Genomic DNA, 17,773 nt, shown 5'->3' with positions numbered 1-17,773 from the left:
GCGGCCCCGGCTCCGTGACCCTCAGCGCCTTGCAGAGCCGTTCCCGCGCGGCGATCAGATCGGCCGTGGCGCCGACATCCATCTTGCCCGTGCCGGTGTAGCATGTGAGCGAGGTGCGGCCGGGCTCCAGCCCGTCCTGTGTCAGCGTCGCCTTGCCGTCGAGACCGCGCAGGCCCGACTGCCAGAAGGCCTCGTCGATCACGAGCAGCCCGACCTCGCCGATGGCCTGCGGCTTCATGTGGAACAGGCTGTCATGGGCGCAGACGATGACCTGCGCCGCCTTTGCCAGCGGCTTCTGGCGCTGGTAGCCGCACTCGTGGAACCAGGGGCAGAGCAGCAGTTCGGCCCCGTTCTTGACCTTGCAGCAGCTCTGCTCGACCGGATGTTCGATCTCGAGCGCGTCGAAGGTGGCCTCCGTGTCGAGGCACATCAGCCGTTCGGGATTGTCGTCGGTGGGATCGGGCGCCGTGCGGCCCTTCCAGAGCATGGCACTCAGAGCCAATGCCTCGAAGGCGGCAACCTGCTCGGCGCCGAGATCGTGGCGCGGGACGGCATAGACGACCTTGCGTTGCCCAAGCCCGCCTTCGGCGATCAGCTCCGCGATGGCGGCACGCGCGCTCGAGGTCTTGCCGAGGCCCACGTCGACCGGCAGGCCCAGGAGCGGCGGCAGGGCGGCCCGCGCCACGATGTTGAAATCCAGCGGATCGCGATTGGCGTCTGTACTTTTGGCCTTCTTCTGTGCGGCCTCGACGGCCGCCCAGTAGTCCGGGATCGCGGCCATGAAACCGGCGATGGCGTCGGCCAGGCTGGCGCGGGCCTCGTCGGGCTTGAGGACCGGTGCGGGATATGTCGGCGGCGGCCGCGGTATCCGGGCGGCACCGGCGACGAGCGCGGAGACGGCGTCCCGACCTTCGGCACAGAACAGATCGTTGGCGTCGCCCGGGCTGTCCGGCACGGCCAGACGACCGTCGACCGCGAGTGCGACCTTGCGGGCCGCCTCAACGCCGGGATTGCCCTCGCGGTCGGGCTTCGCGTCGTTGTCGGCCACGAGGACGAGATCGGCCTCGGGGAACCTCGCCCGCAGCGCTTCGGCGACCGGCATCAGGTTGCCCACGTCCATCGCCGCGACGACCCTGTGCCCCGTGGCGATGTGCAGGCTGGCACCGGTGGCCCAGCCCTCGCAGATCAGGACCGGGCCTGCGGGTTCGGTAATAGCCCCGGGCTCCGCGCCCACCACCGCGAAGTGACCCTTCTTGGCCCCACCAGCCAGGAAGCGTTTGGCCCCGTCGGCCGCGATGGTCTCGAGGCTGTGGATCCGGCCGCCGACATCCTGCAGCGGCACGACGAGCCGGCGGCTCGCATCCATGCGCAGGGCGAGCGGCGCGGCCTGCTTGGCAACGAGATAGCGATGGTCCTTCGGCGCCGGACGCGAGCTGTACCAGATCCGGGCCGCGCGCGCGGCAGCTTCGTCCGCGCGGGATTGCGCGGGCGCGGCATCGTCATCGGGGTTGCTCTCGGGCGGCGGCGCAGCGGCCAGCGCCGTTGGTGGCTCGCCCGGATCGTTTGCGGGCGTTGCGCCTGGTGTCGATCGCTGGCGGGCTGGCCTAGGCAGCGCCGCCATGCCGATCCGGTCGGCGATCCAGTCGGTCGCATCCTCGCGCGCCATGCCGAGATCACGGCCGACGAGATCCGAGAACCAGCCGCCCCGGCCTTCCTCGTGGTCGAACCACATCCCCGCCTGCGCGCCGGAAATTACGACCGAAAGGCTGCCCTTGCGGCCCCAGCGCCATTCCTGGCCCGCCCGAAAGGTCGGCTTGCCCAGAAGCGCCACCGCCAACTCCGGCACGCGGGCGCGCAGCTCGGCGTCGAAGGCCCGCCAATCCCGCCCGCTCATCGCCGCCCCCGCGGAACAGGCGCATACGCGCCGGTCGGCAAAGGAGCCGCGGCGGCACGGCGGGAGAGTTGGCGAAGACGGGCGGACACGGGTGCTGCGGAACCGGATAGGGGCGTCGTTGCCCCCGGTTCTGCCGCGCATCAGACCACCCTCGCGACGTCGGAACCGGTCCGCCCGGCCACTGGCCATCGCTCCGGAAAGGGGTGACCCCTTCCGGCGGTGCTTTGAAATCAAGTCATTTTATGGGTTGAGCCCAACAGGCCCAACAACCCCTGTGGAGCGCCCTCAGCGGCCGCGGCCGATCAGAGGGGCGACCCCTCGTCCGCGCGAACAGGGTGAACGGTTCACCCCTTCATCGGGGCGGCCAGCGTCCGGGGGCCGCATCTATACCAGGCGTATTGAGGGCAAGGCTAACCTTCAGCCGCCGTCATAATCGCGTTGTCCTCGTCAACGCGTTTGCCGGCGCCCTCGCCGATCCTATCCGGTCTGGCGCAGATCGGGGCCCAACACCCTCTTGGCGCCGCCGCGCTGCGCTGAGGGCAACCGTATCAGTGTGGCCATCGCGTCGGCGAGGTTCTTGGAGACCGGTTCACCCTCGATACGCTGCGTCCTGAACCAGTCCGAGAGGACCTCCTTCTTCTCCTGGTGCAGGGCCGTCACCCCGAAATGCCGGATCGCCTCCTGCATCAGCTCGAGATAGGGGGTGGTGTAGCCCGGTGCGTCGAAGTGAGGCACGGCAGGCACTGCATCGCCTTCCGGCCAATCGGGCCAGATCGCCCTGACCATGAAATCCGGCACCTGAATGTGGATGTACTGCCAGGACGGTCCCGTCAGCACCAGTTCATCCGCGTCGAATTCTCCCGCACGCCATTCGTCCGTGGTGATCAGCATGGGGTCCGTAGCGTGCAGTCGCCAGCCGTTGTGCCCGTCCGGGCAACCATTGCTCCTGAACGTGGAACGCCGGCCCGTTGCACGCACATATCCATCGCGCAACGCGATCAGCAGACCGTCGACCGACCGCTGCGAGGGATATCGCCGAGGCTCTTCGGCAGGCGGCCGCGCAGCGATCTGCAAGGTCTCGTCGCCGAGGAGAGCACGGTAGAGTTCCTGTTCGAGCTCGTACCCTTCGATGCGGTGGACGTGCTCGATCGCCGTGGCCAGAGACCAGACCGCTCCAAGGGCCTCCCCTTCGGACATGCCGCAACCCCACCGATTCAACTGATGCATGTGGAGAACATAACCAAAACATTCTGACCCCTCAACCGGGTTGGCTGAAGGGTTGAACCGTTCTGCCCATGTCAGTCGTGCTCAGGTTGACCGGTTCCGAGGTCGCGGATACCGGCGCATTCCTGCACCGATGGATCATGATGTTCGATCCCGGTCCCATTCGTCGCCCCAACCCGCTCGCCCCTTCGGCGATGACCCCCGCAGAGCGCCGCACTGAGTTGTGCGGTCTGCTGGCGCTCGGGCTGGTTCGGTTGCGGCTGCGGGAAATGGGCAGAGTATCTGACGAGACTGGAGAACGTTGCCTACACTATCCGCCCGACCAATGCCGTCATGCAACTCCAACTCACCGGAGAAATGCATGAACAAGCCCGATCCCATCCCCGCGCGCCTGGCCGCGCTGAAGACCACGCCGACGCCCGACCTGAAGAAACAGTGGCGCGACCTGTTCGACAGCGAGCCGCCGCCGTTCAACCGCCGCTACCTCGAGTCCCGCCTGGCCTACCGCATCCAGGAACTTGCCTACGGCGGGCTGAAGCCCGAAACGATCCGGCGCTTGGAGCGGCTGGGCGAGGAACTGGACGGCGGCGACAAGAGGAAGCGCGGCATCCGCGCCGACCGTGACCGCCCCATCACCGGCACGCGGCTGCTGCGCGAGTGGCAGGGCGTCGAACAGGTCGTCACCGTCACCGCCGACGGCTTCGAATGGCAGGGGCGGCCCTACAAGTCGCTCTCCGCCATCGCGCGGGCAATCACCGGCACGCGCTGGAACGGCTGGGTGTTCTTCGGCCTCAAGAACCACAGGGGGCGGACATGACGAAGCCGCCCGAAAAATCGAAGGTCGTCCGCAAGCTGCGGTGTGCCGTCTACACCCGGAAATCCTCCGAGGAAGGGCTGGAGCAGGAGTTCAACTCGCTCCACGCCCAACGCGAGGCCTGCGAGGCTTACATCGCCAGCCAGCGTTCCGAGGGCTGGGTACTGGTCCGCGACCAGTATGACGACGGCGGGATCTCCGGCGGCACACTGGAACGGCCCGGCCTGAAACGGCTGCTGGAGGACATCGAGGACGGGCTGGTCGACGTGGTGGTGGTCTACAAGATCGACCGCCTGTCGCGCTCGCTGGCCGACTTCGCCAAGCTGGTCGAGGTGTTCGACCGGAACGCCGTGACCTTCGTCTCGGTCACGCAATCGTTCAACACGACCACGTCGATGGGGCGGCTGACCCTGAACATCCTGCTGTCCTTCGCCCAGTTCGAGCGCGAGGTGACGGCCGAGCGCATCCGCGACAAGGTCGCAGCCAGCCGCAGGAAGGGCATGTGGATGGGCGGGGTGCCGCCCTACGGCTACCGGGTGGAGAACCGGAAGCTGCTGGTGGACGAGGAAGCCGCCGCGCACGTCCGCTGGATCTTCGCCCACTTCCTCGAGATCGGGTCGGGCACGGAGCTGGCGAGAGAGATCACGAAACGCGGCATCCGGACGCCGCGCGGCAACCGCATCGACAAGAAATACATCTACCGGATACTGAGCAACCGCGCCTACATCGGCGAGGCGGTGCACAAAGGCGACAGCTACCCCGGCGAGCACGACGCCATCATCGACCGCGAGACGTGGGACCGCGTCCACGCCATCCTGCAGGAGAGCCCGCGCAAGCGTGCCGCGCGCACCCGCGCCGACACGCCCGCGCTGCTGAAGGGACTACTCTTCGGTCCCGATGGCGCCGCGTTCTCGCCGACCCATACCCGCAAGGGCGACAGGCTCTACCGCTACTACGTCAGCCAGACAGTGCTGAAGCACGGTGCCGGGTCATGCCCCGTGGGCCGCGTGCCAGCAGGGGAGATCGAGGCCGCGGTCATCGACCAACTCCGTGCCGTATTCCGCCAGCCGGAGATCGTGGCGGGGACGTGGAAAGCTGCACGCGTCCACGCCGACGACGTCTCCGAAGCCGACGCCCGCGCAGCCCTGCAGCATCTCGATCCGCTGTGGGACGAACTGTTCCCCGCCGAGCAGGCACGCATCGTGACATTGCTGGTTGAGCGCGTCGACATGCGCACAGACGGGTTAAACGTCCGGCTGCGCGTCGATGGGCTGAGCGGCCTCGCGCGCGAGATGCTGTCCGGCGGGATCGGAGAAGCCGCATGACACGCGGCATGCCGATCCCCGAGACTGTCACGCTCCACATCCCGTTCCGCGTCGTGAAACGCGGCGGGCGGAAGGAGATGCAATTGCCGGACAGCGCCGCGCAACCGCGTCGAACGGATAACACGCTGGTCAAGGCGCTGGCCCGCGCGTTTCGTTGGAAGCGCATGCTGGATTCGGGTGAGTTTGCTACCATCGCCGAACTGGCCAAACGGGAGAGGATTGCGACGTCTTATATGACCCGTGTCCTCCGGCTCACATTGCTCGCACCCGACATCGTCGAGGCGATTCTCGACGGAAAGCAGGGGCCGGAGGTGACGCTGGCGCGGGCGCTCGAGCCATTCCCAAACAGTTGGCAGGAGCAAGGTCAGCTATACTCAGGATTGACCGGACCCTAGCAGCAACTCTGAAGACGACCATCAAGATAGTTGTAAGGCGAAGCTTGACGCTATACGGTCTCCCGCGATAGGTCCTCAAGGGAATTCTACAGGTTTTTCGTTGGGTTAGAGGTAAAACGTACATGGAGCAGGCTGCACATCCTGGAGGATTCCTGAAGACCGAGTTGATAGAGCCGCTCGGTCTTTCAGTGACTTCTGCTGCCGAAATTCTAGGCGTTACCCGTGCCGCATTGTCAGCCTTACTCAATGAGCGGGCTGACCTGTCGCCGGAAATGGCAATCCGCATCGAGAAAGCGTTCGGGGTTTCGATGGAAACCCTAATGCGCATGCAGAACAACTTCGACATCGCAGAGGCTCGAAAGAAAGCGGATGTGGTCAAAGTGGAACGCTATTCGGGCAAGCAACCGCAACTAAAGCTCCGCTTATGAACCGTTCATTTTCAGCATTATCCGGGGCATCGGCTCGCGCAGACGATAGAAAGCCGTCCACCACATGAAGCTCGAAGAAATCAAGTCCGGACAGAGTCTATCTGGGATTGAGCCGTCCCAGGTGGTGACAGTCGTTGCCGTCATCCCTCTCGGAGAGGGACCTGTTCAACTCATCTATCGGACACCTGACGGCGACATGAAGGAACGGCTTCTTGGCAGGGGCGACGAGCTTTCCGTTGATATTGCCACCGCGGAGCGGCCGTTTTCCTTCGACGGGGACGGCGCGGCGTTCCAGCTTGCTTGCGAAGCCAAGCGGATCGACCTTGCCTTCCTGTTCGATCCGATGATGGCGGTCCATAGCTCAAATGTGGAGCCGTTGCCGCACCAGATCACCGCCGTCTATGAATCGCTCTTGCCCCGGCAGCCGTTGCGGTTCGTCCTCGCGGACGACCCCGGTGCCGGAAAAACCATAATGGCCGGCCTCTACATCCGCGAACTCATCATGCGCGGGGATTCGCACCGCATCCTGATCGTCGCCCCCGGTAGCCTTGTCGAGCAGTGGAGGGACGAGCTTTTCGAGAAATTCGGATTGGAGTTTCACGTCTATTCATCGCTTCTGGAGCAGACCTCGCCGAGCGGGAATCCGTTCGACGACTATCCCCGGCTCATCGTCAGACTCGACCAGCTCTCCCGCAATGAAGAGCTTCAGGACAAGCTGTGCGCGCCCGGATGGGACTTGGCCGTCTTCGACGAAGCACATAAGCTATCTGCACATTATTTCGGTTCCAAGTTGGAGAAGACGGGTCGCTTCCGTTTCGCCGAGAAGCTGGGTGCGCATGTTCGGCACCTGCTGTTGATGACGGCGACGCCGCACAACGGCAAGGAAGGGGATTTCCAACTTTTCCTATCGTTGCTCGATTCCGATCGCTTCTATGGCAAGTTCCGCGATGGCGTTCACAAGGTCGATGCCTCCGACCTCATGCGTCGCATGGTCAAGGAGGAATTGGTCAAGTTTGACGGCACGCCGCTCTTCCCGGAGCGCAAGGCATACACGGTCAACTACGAACTCTCGCAGATCGAGGCTGCCTTGTACGAGGCTGTCACGAACTATGTGCAGACCGAGATGGGCAAGGCCGATCAGCTCGAAGGCGCGCGGAAGGGTTCGGTCGGCTTTGCCCTTACCGCGCTGCAGCGGCGGCTCGCCTCAAGCCCCGAAGCGATCTTCCAATCGCTCAAGCGCCGGCGCGAGCGGCTTGAGAACCGGCTACGCGACGAAAAACTCGGGATCAAGGGGCGTCACGCCCTCGCCGAGACCTATACCGGTGCGCCGGAAGATGACGACGACCTGAACGCCGAAGAGCACGAAACTCTTGAGGAAAACCTGATCGACGACGCAACGGCCGCCAAGACCGTGGTCGAGCTTGAAGCCGAGATTGTCATCCTGAAAGGGCTGGAGGAGCAAGCCAAGGCAGTCGTAGCCTCCGGGCAGGATCGCAAATGGGATGAGCTGTCAAGAATCCTGCAAGACCATCCTGAGACCCGCGACGCCACTGGTCGGCAGCGCAAGATCATCATCTTCTCCGAACACCGCGATACGCTGAACTACCTTCAGGCGCGTATTTCCGGCGTTCTTGGCAATCCCGACGCCATCGTGACTATCCACGGCGGCACGCACCGGGACGAGCGTCGTCGTCTGCAGGCGCTCTTCCGCTCCGATCCTGATGTCCGCGTCCTGGTGGCGACCGATGCCGCAGGCGAAGGCGTGAACCTTCAGAACGCGAGTCTCATGGTCAACTACGACCTGCCTTGGAACCCGAACCGCCTGGAGCAGCGGTTCGGCCGCATCCACCGCATCGGGCAGACCGAGGTTTGCCACCTGTGGAATTTGGTCGCCAAGGAAACCCGCGAAGGCGACGTATATCATCGCTTACTCGTGAAGCTGGAGGTCGAGAGCCAAGCCCTTCATGGCCGCGTCTTCGACATTCTCGGTGAGGTCTTTGAGGAAACCAGCCTCAAGGACCTGCTGGTCGAGGCCATCCGCTACGGCGACCGGCCCGAAGTCCGCGCCCGCCTGACTCAAAAAATTGACAAGGCGCTCGACCACGACCACCTGAAATCCCTCCTGAACCGCAATGCGCTTGCGCAGGAAACGATGAGCGCTGATCGGCTATTCGCCGTGAAGGAGGAGATGGAGAAGGCAGAGGCCCGGCGGCTTCAGCCTTATTTTGTCCGGGCCTTCTTCACCAAGGCGCTCGATGCGCTTGGCGGCACTGCGCATCCGCGTGAGGCCGAGCGCTATGAGATCAGCCATATTCCGGCGGCGATCCGCGAGCGCGACCGCCGTCTAACTGGCCGGAACCGGCGCGAGCATGAGCCGGTGCTCCGGCGTTACAGCCGCATTTGCTTCGAGCCCCAGGCCATCCAGCCACTCGACAAAGCCGGGTTGGAACGCGCGGTTCTGATGCACCCCGGTCATCCGCTCATGCTCACAATGTCGGATATGATCCTTGAGCAGCATACCAACCTTCTCAGGCAAGGTTCCGTTCTGATCGACCCGGCCGACGAAGGTGTCGATCCCGCACTGCTGTTCCTGCTGACGCATGAGATCAAGTCCGGCGACGGCACCGTGCTGTCCAAGCGCCTACAATTCGTCCGGGTCGGGCCTGAAGGGCAGGCGACCTTCGCCGGATGGGCGCCGCATCTCGACCTTGAGCCTTTGCCCAAAGCCGAACGCACCTTGCTTAAGGACGTATTCGACGCGCCTTGGCTGTCTTCCGGTCAAGAAGTCCGCGCCCTGTCCCTCGCCGCGACGACGCTGGTGCCGGAGCACTATGGCGAAGTCGCGCAGCGACGCATCGACCATGTGGAGAAGACGCTGAACGCCGTCCATGAGCGGCTGAGCAAGGAAATCGCCTTCTGGCAGGATCGTTGGCTGAAACTCAAGGACGACGCAGAGGTCGGCAAGGACGTGCGGCTTAACCTTCAGAACGTCGAGCGCACGCTTGGTGACCTTCAAGACCGCCTCGACGGCCGCAAGAAGGAGCTTCAGGCAATGCGCCATGTCGTGAACTGCACGCCGGTCGTGCTGGGGGCGGCGCTGATCGTGCCGGTCGGCTTGATGAACAAGCTGCGCGGCGACGAGCCGGTCGATCCAGTGGCGGCGACCTTCGCTGCCGACGCTGCCGCTCGCTCGCGCATTGAACAACTCGCCATGACGGCCGTCCGGCAGGCGGAGGAAGCGCGCGGTTGCCGAGTCGTCGATGTTTCGGCCGCAAAATGCGGCTGGGATTTGACTTCTTATCCGCCTGCCGTTGACGGAAGGCAGCCCGATCCCAAGCACATAGAGGTGAAGGGCCGGGTGAAGGGCGCGAGCACCATCACGATCACCCGCAACGAAATGCTCTACGCCTTCAATCAGGGTGACAAGTTCCAGCTGGCGATCGCCATCGTCGGTGAAGACGATGCCATTGACGGCCCGTACTACATTTCCAGCCCGTTCGACAGGGAACCAGGCTGGGGCGTCGCGTCCATCAACTTCAGTTTGGGCGATCTGCTCGCCAAGGCAGAGGCCCGATGACAGCGCTGCGCCTCGAAAAGCTGTCGCTGACGAATTTCCGGTGCTTCGCTCATTGCGAAGTCGCGTTTCATCCTGTCCTGACCGTTCTGGTTGCAGAGAACGGCAGCGGAAAGACCGCCGTGCTCGACGCCGCCGGAGCTGCGCTCTCGGTCTTCGTCAACGCGCTCTATCCGCCAGAGAAGGTCCGGCGCATCGAGCGGAGCGACGTGCGCCTGATCCCCGGTCCAGAGCGCAGGATGTCTCCCTGCCTTCCAACCGAATACGGAACGCAGGCCACCGTTCTGGGCGAGATCGTGACGTGGCAGAGCGCCGTCAGAACCTACGGCGACAAGGTGCGACCGAGCACCCGGCACTTCGGCCCACTGAAAAAGGCAGCGCAGCCCTTCCTTACCGATAAGGCGGTTCTCCCGCTCATCGCCTATTACGGAACGGGCCGCCTTTGGAGCGAGCAGCGCCAAACAGAATATCGTCGTTCTTCCGTCACCAATGTCGGTGAGCGCGTGGCCGGCTATGCCGAATGCCTCACCTCGTCATCCTCTTTCAAGGGCATTTCGGCGTGGTTCGAGCACCGCTTCAGGCAGACGGCATCGCCTTCATTCCGGGAAAGCCTGCAAGCCAATCTTGCGATGATCGAAGGCGTGAAGTCCGCCACCGACAAGGTTCTTCAGCCGACCGGCTGGTCAAGTCTTCGCTGGGATGACGAGCTTCATACCCTGACGGCCAAGCACGAGACGCGGGGCGAACTGCCATTGTCTATGCTGAGCGACGGCGTGCGCACCATGCTTGCGCTTGTCGCCGATGTTGCGCGCCGCTGCGCCAGCCTCAATCCGCAACTGAGTGATCGGGCTGCCATCGAGACCCCCGGCGTTCTCATCGTCGATGAAGTGGACATGCACTTGCATCCCCGCTGGCAGCAGCAGGTGCTCGGCTTGCTGCAGGCCGCTTTCCCAGCCCTACAGATCATTGTCAGTACGCATAGTCCGCATGTTCTGTCCACCGTCGAAAGGTCGTCGATCCGCGTTCTCCATATCAGCAATGGCGACTTGGTAATCGAGACACCCCTGATCCAGACCAGAGGCGTCGAGAGCGCCGATGTCTTGGCGACAGTGATGGACGTGGACCCAGTTCCGCAGGTCGAGGAAGCAACTGCCCTCAGCGCCTATCGCAAGCTCATCGAGGCGGGAGAGGCCGAAGGACCGGAAGCCTCCGACTTGCGGAAACGCCTGATCGCGCACTACGGCGAGAGCCATCAGGTCATGCTGGAGGCCGACCGCCTCATACGCTTCCAGCGGTTCCGGCTCGCCAAGAGTCGGCCGGAGGGCGCATGACATGCGGAAACTCGATCGTACCATCTGCCCCGCGCCGACTTGCCTTGGCAGTTACACCCAAGGCATCCACACATGGGACAATGTGTCACCCACCCACAAGGTGCAGATCAGAACGCAGCTTGAAGCCATGCAGGGCCGCCGTTGCGCATATTGCGAAGGCAGCATCGACAGTCTTGGCCAGCATATCGAGCACTTCCGGCGCAAAAAGAACCATCCTGCCCTGAAGTTCGATTGGAACAATCTATTCTGGTCATGCGATCAGACGGATTCATGTGGCCACTTCAAGGATCACGGCGCGGGGCCGTACAATGTCGATGACCTGGTAAATCCTTGCAGCGACGATCCAGATGCCTTCTTCATCTTTCAGGCAGACGGAACCATCAGCATTCGGAACGGTCTGTCCGCAGTCGATCAACGAAGAGCGACCGAGACGCTGCGCGTTTTCTCGCTCGATGCTAACTGGGGCCGCCTACGCGCTATGCGAAGGGCTGCCGTATCCGGGTACGTAGAAGACGCAAATGCCGCGTTCAACGAAGGTTGGCCGCCCGATGATATTCGTGCTCTTTTCCAGGCGGAGCTTGAGATCGCGCGAAACTTGCCATTTTACACGGCCATCCGGCATGTGCTTACGGAAAGACAATAAGAATGAACGTAACCGTGAAAACTCCAAAGAAGCTGATAGAAGTTGCGCTGCCGCTAGATGCGATCAATGAAGAATCTTCTAAACGGAAAAGAAAAGCACCTGGTGGATATCCAACGACATTTCATAAGTGGTTTGCTCAACGACCGGTAGCTGCAACCCGAGCAGTCGTCTTTGCTCAATTAGTGAATGACCCGTCATGGAAATGGGAAATTGAGAATCCTGCTGAGATTCCACCAAACAACATGAAGGCGAGTTGGGCGAAAAGCCGCAACCGACTATTCTCCATAATCAAGGAACTTGTTCTTTGGGAGAACACAGCCAATGAAGAGATATTGGAGAGAGCTCGCGCAGAAATTCGTAAGTCCTGGAGAGAGACCTGCGAATTAAACAAGGATCACCCGCATGCAGCGGAACTGTTCAATCCCCAAGCCCTTCCTCCATTGTGTGACCCCTTCGCCGGAAGTGGTGCAATCCCAATGGAAGCTCAGCGGTTGGGCATTGATGTTCGCGCGAGTGACTTGAATCCTGTTGCCGTCTTGATCAACAAAGCAACTCTAGAGGTGCCCGGCCAGTTCATTGGACTTTCCCCGGTCAATCCAAGGACAAGGGAAAGCCAAGATTTCTGGAGCCGCCAGTGGACAGCCGGTCAAAGTCTCGCGGATGACCTGTTGTATTATGGTCAATGGATGTATGAGCGGGCGCAAGAGCGCCTCGAACATCTTTATCCGCCCGTCAAGATAACCGCGGAAACGGCTATCGGACGTGCCGACCTCGCACCTCTCGTTGGACAAGAGTTTCCGGTCATCGCTTGGATTTGGACTAGGACAGTCAAGAGTCCAAATCCGGCGTTCCGACATGTGCAAGTGCCCTTAGCGTCGACATTCTTATTGTCAACTAAGGACGGTAGAGAAGCGTACATTCAGCCAATAATTGACGGAGATTACTATCGGTTCACCGTAAGAGTTGGAAAGGCGCCAGCAGAGGCTAGAGCGGGAACCGCAGCAGGAAAGCGCGCTGCATTTCGCTGTCTGCTGTCGGGCGTGCCAATTGATTACGACCACATTCGATCAGAGGGTCAGGCTGGCCGACTTTCGGTGCGTCTGATGGCGATGGTGATCGACGGCCCGCGTGGGCGAGTTTATCTTCCTTCTACGGAAGAGGCTGAAATAGCGGCTCTAGCTGCGGAAGCCGGCAGGAAGCCAGATGTTCCGTTGAGCGGAAAGTGCCGGGTGAATGTCGCCAACTATGGCTTCGAGACGTTCGGCGATTTGTTTACCGAGCGTCAAAACGCTGCATTGTCGATTCTATGTGAACTTGTTTCAGAAGCGGGCCAAAAGGCTCAAGCTGACGCCAAGATCGATGAGCGAGACGCCGCCGCCTTCGGTCGCGCTATCCAGCTGTATCTGGCGTGCGCGGTTAGCAGGGTGGCCGACTATGGCTCTGCCTTCGCTACTTGGCGTCCGAAGGACAGTGCAATGCGATCAACACTTGCGAGTCAAGCAATTCCGATGGCTTGGGATTTCGCCGAGGGTTCCCCTCTCGCGTCTTCAAGCTCGGGTTTTCTTGAAAGTGTCAAAGTAGTTGCCAAGGCGCTTAGTTTTTTTAGCACTGCCGCAAATGGCGTTGCCATTCAAGCTGCAGCCCAGAACGAGTCTATATGCGATGGCTGCGTGATCTCTACTGATCCACCATACTATGACAACATTTCATATGCCGATCTATCCGACTTCTTTTACGGATGGCTTCGTCAATCTCTTCGTGGGATGTTTCCCGAACTACTTTCCACCATCGCAGTTCCAAAGGCTGAGGAACTGATAGCAGCTCCGCAAAGGCATGGGGGCGTTGAAGGCGCAGAGAAGTTCTTCTTGACCGGAATGACGGAGGTGATGCGTCGACTCTCAACGCAAGCCCATCCTGCGCTGCCGGTAACCATATACTATGCCTACAAGCAGTCAGAAAGCGACAGCGGAAAGGGAACAAGTTCGACCGGGTGGGAGACATTCTTGGAGGCTGTCAATAAGGCTGGCTTGGCTGTTACCGGTACGTGGCCGATGCGAACAGAGGGGGACAATCGCCAAATAGGTCTTTCCGCGAACGCGTTAGCTTCTAGCATCGTGCTCGTTTGTCGTCCTCGTCCGGCAACCGCACCAACCATCTCTCGTCGTATATTCCTGCGTGAACTCAATCAGGTGCTGCCGGAGGCGCTGGATGAGATGACGCGTGGTTCTGGCGATGATCGTTCGCCTGTCGCCCCCGTTGATCTGTCGCAGGCCATTATCGGTCCTGGCATGGCTACGTTCTCAAAGTATGCGGCTGTGTTAGAGGCGGATGGCACACCAATGACCGTACAGACCGCGTTGCGGCTCATCAATCGCTTCCTCGCCGAGGACGACTTCGACAACGACACGCAATTCTGCCTGCACTGGTTCGAGCAACACGGCTGGAAAGAGGGCCGCTTCGGCGAGGCCGACACGTTAGCGCGCGCCAAGGGAACGAGCGTTGACGGCGTCAAGAGGTCGGGCGTTCTCTTTGCTGACGGTGGCATCGTCAGACTGTTGAAGTGGGCCGAATACCCGTCCGACTGGGATCCGCTTGGCGACGAACGCCTGCCGGTGTGGGAAGCCCTGCATCACCTCATCCGCATCTTCAAAGCCGAGGGTGAGAGCGGTGCAGGTGAGGTGCTAGCGGCCGTTGCGGCCAAGGCCGAGGCGACGCGGCAACTTGCTTATCGGCTCTATACCCTTTGCGAACGAGCGGGCTGGGCCGAGGACGCCCGCGCCTATAATGAGATCATAACGAGCTGGAGCGCCATCGAATCCGCTGCCGAAGCAGCACCGAAGGCGCATCAAGGCGACCTGTTTGGCTGAAGGGGGAGCCGACGATGAAACCTTGGAGAGAAGTGGCTGTACCCCATCAGGACGTGCTTGAAGGCACGTTCCAGCAATCGGAGTTCGCGGCCGACATCACGGCGGTCAACACCGGGAAGGCCAGCCGTGAATATCAGGATGCTGGCGCGTTCTTCGACCGCACCTTCATCACCGAGGGCATGGCGCTGCTGCTGACGCAGGTTGCGCAGCGGCTCGCCGGCCGGGGCGGCGAGCCGGTCGTGCAGCTTCAGACAGCCTTCGGCGGCGGCAAGACGCATACCATGCTCGCCGTCTATCACCTTGCCACCCGCAAATGCGCCCTGTCCGACCTAGCCGGCATCCCTGCGCTTGTTGACCAGGCTGGCTTGATGGACGTGCCGCAGGCCCGCGTCGCGGTTCTGGACGGCACCGCGCACGCACCGGGCCAGCCGTGGAAGCGTGGGAGCCAGACGATCAAGACCCTTTGGGGAGAGATCGCTTGGCAGCTTGGCGGCGCTGAAGCCTTCGCGCTTGTCGCCGAGGCGGACGCCACTGGCACCTCCCCGGGCAAGGACGTTCTGCGCGACCTTCTGGAGCGCCACTCCCCATGCGTCGTGCTGATCGATGAGCTGGTTGCCTACATCCGCCAGTTCCCCGAATCGCAGGCGATCAGCGGGGGAAGTTACGATTCAAACCTTTCCTTCATGCAGGCTCTCACCGAAGCCGTGAAGCTGGTGCCGCGCGCCATCGTGCTCGCATCGTTGCCGGAATCCGACCTTGAAGCGGGTAGTCAACGCGGCGTCACGGCGCTGCGCGCCCTCGAAAAGACCTTCGGGCGCGTGCAGGCGCTTTGGAAGCCGGTGGCGACGGAGGAAGCCTTCGAGATCGTGCGTCGCCGCCTGTTCGAGCCGGTGCGTGACGAGAAGACCCGCGAAGCCGTATGCCGCGCCTTCGCCGACACCTATATCGCCGAGGGCGTGAAGCTGCCGGCCGACACGCAGGATCGCCGCTACTACGAACGGCTCGTGCACGCCTATCCGATCCATCCGGAAGTGTTCGACCGCCTCTATGAGGACTGGACGACCATCGACGGCTTTCAGCGCACGCGCGGCGTCCTCAAGCTCATGGCGAAGGTCATCTTCCGGCTGTGGAAGGACGACAACAAAGACCTGCTCATCATGCCCGGCAGCCTGCCGCTTCATGATGGCAGCAGCCGCAACGAGCTTACCTATTACCTGCCCGCCGGCTGGGATGCCGTGATCGAACGCGACATCGACGGCGACCGAGCCGAAACGACCGCCTTGGAGAACAAGGAGCCGCGCTTCGGTCAGGTGGGCGCTGCCCGGCGCATTGCGCGCACGGTCTTCCTCGGCAGCGCCCCGTCTTCGGTAGCGTCCAAGGTCGCCGCGCGCGGCCTCGACCGAGCGCACATCATTCTCGGTTGCCTTCAGCCGGGACAGGCAGCATCTGTCTATGCGGATGCCCTCGGCCGGCTCGCCGATCGGCTACACTACCTCAACGCATCCGGCGACAAGAGTCAGGACTCGACCCGATTCTGGTTCGACACCCGTGCCAATCTGCGGCGGGAAATGGAGGATCGGAAGCGCCGGTTCGATGATCGGACCGAGGTGCGAGGCAAGATCGCCGAGGCTTTGAAGAAGACGGTTGGTAACGCCACGTCCTTCGACGGCGTGCATATCTTCACGCCGCATGGAGACGTGCCGGACGATACCGCCCTGCGCTTGCTCGTCCTGCCGCCGGAGACTTGGTACGCCCGCGAGGAAAACCGCCTCGCCTTTGAAGCGGTGCTGGAGATCATCGGTAAGAATGGCTCAAAGCCGCGCTATCGCAGCAATCGGCTGCTCTTCCTTGCCCCGGATCACGGCGCGCTTTCCCGTCTCAATGACGCAACCCGCATAGCGCTCGCATGGGGTTCGATTGTTGAGGACGTGAAGGAAGGCCGCCTGAACATCGACCTCCTGCAGAAGAATCAGGCCGAGAAGGAGCTGAAGAGCGCCGAGGACGCCCTACCGCGCGTGGTCCGCGAGTGCTACAAATGGCTGCTCTGCCCGATGCAGGACACGCCGACCGATCCGAAGCCCGGTATCGAGGCGTTCGCCATAAACACGACCGGCGGCTCTATTGGCGGCGAGATCGAGCGGGTTTGCACTGACAATGAGTTGGTGATTTCCACCTGGTCGCCGATCCATCTGCGCACAAAGCTCAAGGAGCTATATTGGAAGAACGGGCAAAGCGCAGCGAACGCGGCCGGGTTCTTCGAGGACACATTGCGCTATCTCTACATGCCGCGCCTGAAGACGCGGGATGTCTTGGCGCAGGCGATCCGTACCGGCGCGACCAGCACGGACTTTTTTGGCACCGCCTACGGCGAGGCCAATGGCAAGTTCGAGGGCTTCTCCTTCGGCTGCGGCAATGTCGTCTTCGACGACACGCTGCTGCTGATCGAGCCTCAAGCAGCCCAAGTCTATGAGGACGCGAACCGGCCGGCACCGACTCCCGCTGCGCCGGCTGTTGCCGTGACCGCGACCACAAGCGGCGTGGCCGAGGGGCCGAGCGTCTATCTTCCCAACGGCGGGAGCACGTCACCGGGGCCGGTGACGACCGCGCTCGCCTCGGCCGCCACAAAGCCGAAAACCTTCTATGGTTCAGCCGAGGTGCCGCCAGCGACAGCGAAAATGCGCCTTGTCCAGATCGCCGAAGAGATCGTGTCGGTGCTTACGTCCGACCCGAACGCGACGGTTCGGCTGGTGGTGGAAATCTCGGCCGAGTTTCCAGACGGGGCAGGCGATGGTGTGAGACGCGCGGTTTCGGAGAACGCCCGCAGCCTTGGCCTCAAATCGGCCGATTGGGAATGAGGCCAAGAAAATGTATGCCAAGCTTGTAAGGACTGATCCGGCAAAGTCGGCGTGGTTTCATTGATTGCCGCTAGGAATAGTCAGATGCGAGGTTCGATTTCTGTTCCATCTCTGCGAGTGCCACCGGCGTCGAAGTGCTCAGGTTGGCGGACTGAAAAGTGCGGAATTCCAATAGGCTACAAGCGCTGCACCAAATCGGCGCAGTCATGAGGTCCGGAGAATATCGGCGCTGAGAGACCGCTTCGGGGCCTCGCGGCGGCAGGGCCGGTGCTCAGCCCCTCCCGCATAACCCTCGAAAACAACTGAAAAATCCGGCCGCAGCCGGATCGAGAGAACGCTCTTGAGAGGGCAAGTGGCGGAGGGGATGGGTCTGACGTCCAACGTTCTCCACCTTAAGGGATTGATTTCATTATACAAGATCCC

11 protein-coding genes are annotated in these 17,773 nt (G+C 62.1%); 9 read left to right on the top strand and 2 right to left on the bottom strand.

The window, feature by feature from the left end:
• Both Q0938_RS17990 and Q0938_RS17985 read right to left on the bottom strand, forming a co-directional pair.
• Window positions 1-1,894 (bottom strand): toprim domain-containing protein (locus Q0938_RS17990; RefSeq protein WP_299365297.1); only part of this gene is annotated, 1,894 nt, incomplete at its 3' end.
• A 477-nt stretch (window positions 1,895-2,371) separates the two neighbouring features.
• Entirely contained in the window at window positions 2,372-3,091 is a 720-nt protein-coding gene (locus Q0938_RS17985; RefSeq protein ID WP_299365295.1) for a hypothetical protein, read from the bottom strand.
• 388 nt (window positions 3,092-3,479) lie between these two features.
• On the opposite strand from Q0938_RS17985, the gene Q0938_RS17980 reads away from it, so the two are divergent.
• The 9 genes from Q0938_RS17980 to Q0938_RS17940 all read left to right on the top strand — a co-directional run bounded on the left by Q0938_RS17980 (window position 3,480) and on the right by Q0938_RS17940 (window position 17,350).
• On the top strand, window positions 3,480-3,935 hold the full coding sequence (locus Q0938_RS17980) for a DUF2924 domain-containing protein (protein ID WP_299365293.1): 456 nt from the start codon (window positions 3,480-3,482) through the stop codon (window positions 3,933-3,935).
• A complete protein-coding gene (locus Q0938_RS17975) occupies window positions 3,932-5,257 on the top strand; it encodes a recombinase family protein (RefSeq protein ID WP_299365291.1) in 1,326 nt (441 codons plus the stop codon). The genes Q0938_RS17980 and Q0938_RS17975 overlap by 4 nt, the downstream gene beginning before the upstream one ends.
• Complete coding sequence (locus tag Q0938_RS17970; RefSeq protein WP_299365289.1) at window positions 5,254-5,652, top strand: hypothetical protein; 399 nt, start codon at window positions 5,254-5,256, stop codon at window positions 5,650-5,652. The genes Q0938_RS17975 and Q0938_RS17970 overlap by 4 nt, the downstream gene beginning before the upstream one ends.
• Window positions 5,653-5,774: 122 nt before the next feature.
• Complete coding sequence (locus Q0938_RS17965; protein ID WP_299365286.1) at window positions 5,775-6,080, top strand: HigA family addiction module antitoxin; 306 nt, start codon at window positions 5,775-5,777, stop codon at window positions 6,078-6,080.
• A gap of 64 nt (window positions 6,081-6,144) precedes the next feature.
• A complete protein-coding gene (locus Q0938_RS17960; RefSeq protein ID WP_299365284.1) occupies window positions 6,145-9,657 on the top strand; it encodes a helicase-related protein in 3,513 nt (1,170 codons plus the stop codon).
• Window positions 9,654-10,985, top strand: a complete 1,332-nt coding sequence (locus tag Q0938_RS17955; RefSeq protein ID WP_299365282.1) for an AAA family ATPase — start codon at window positions 9,654-9,656, stop codon at window positions 10,983-10,985. Before Q0938_RS17960 ends, Q0938_RS17955 begins: the two co-directional genes overlap by 4 nt.
• Window position 10,986: 1 nt before the next feature.
• Window positions 10,987-11,628: a retron system putative HNH endonuclease gene (locus Q0938_RS17950; RefSeq protein ID WP_299365280.1), complete on the top strand. Its 642-nt coding sequence runs from the start codon at window positions 10,987-10,989 to the stop codon at window positions 11,626-11,628.
• Between the two features lie 2 nt (window positions 11,629-11,630).
• Complete coding sequence (locus tag Q0938_RS17945; RefSeq protein WP_299365278.1) at window positions 11,631-14,495, top strand: DUF1156 domain-containing protein; 2,865 nt, start codon at window positions 11,631-11,633, stop codon at window positions 14,493-14,495.
• 14 nt (window positions 14,496-14,509) lie between these two features.
• Entirely contained in the window at window positions 14,510-17,350 is a 2,841-nt protein-coding gene (locus tag Q0938_RS17940; protein ID WP_299365276.1) for an ATP-binding protein, read from the top strand.
• The last annotated feature ends 423 nt before the right edge of the window (window positions 17,351-17,773 follow it).

Source organism: uncultured Paracoccus sp. (assembly GCF_947496875.1).
Classification (GTDB): Bacteria; Pseudomonadota; Alphaproteobacteria; order Rhodobacterales; family Rhodobacteraceae; genus Paracoccus.
The sequence above is the reverse complement of the archived record's forward strand: the minus strand, read 5'-3'. Positions and strand labels throughout refer to the sequence as shown.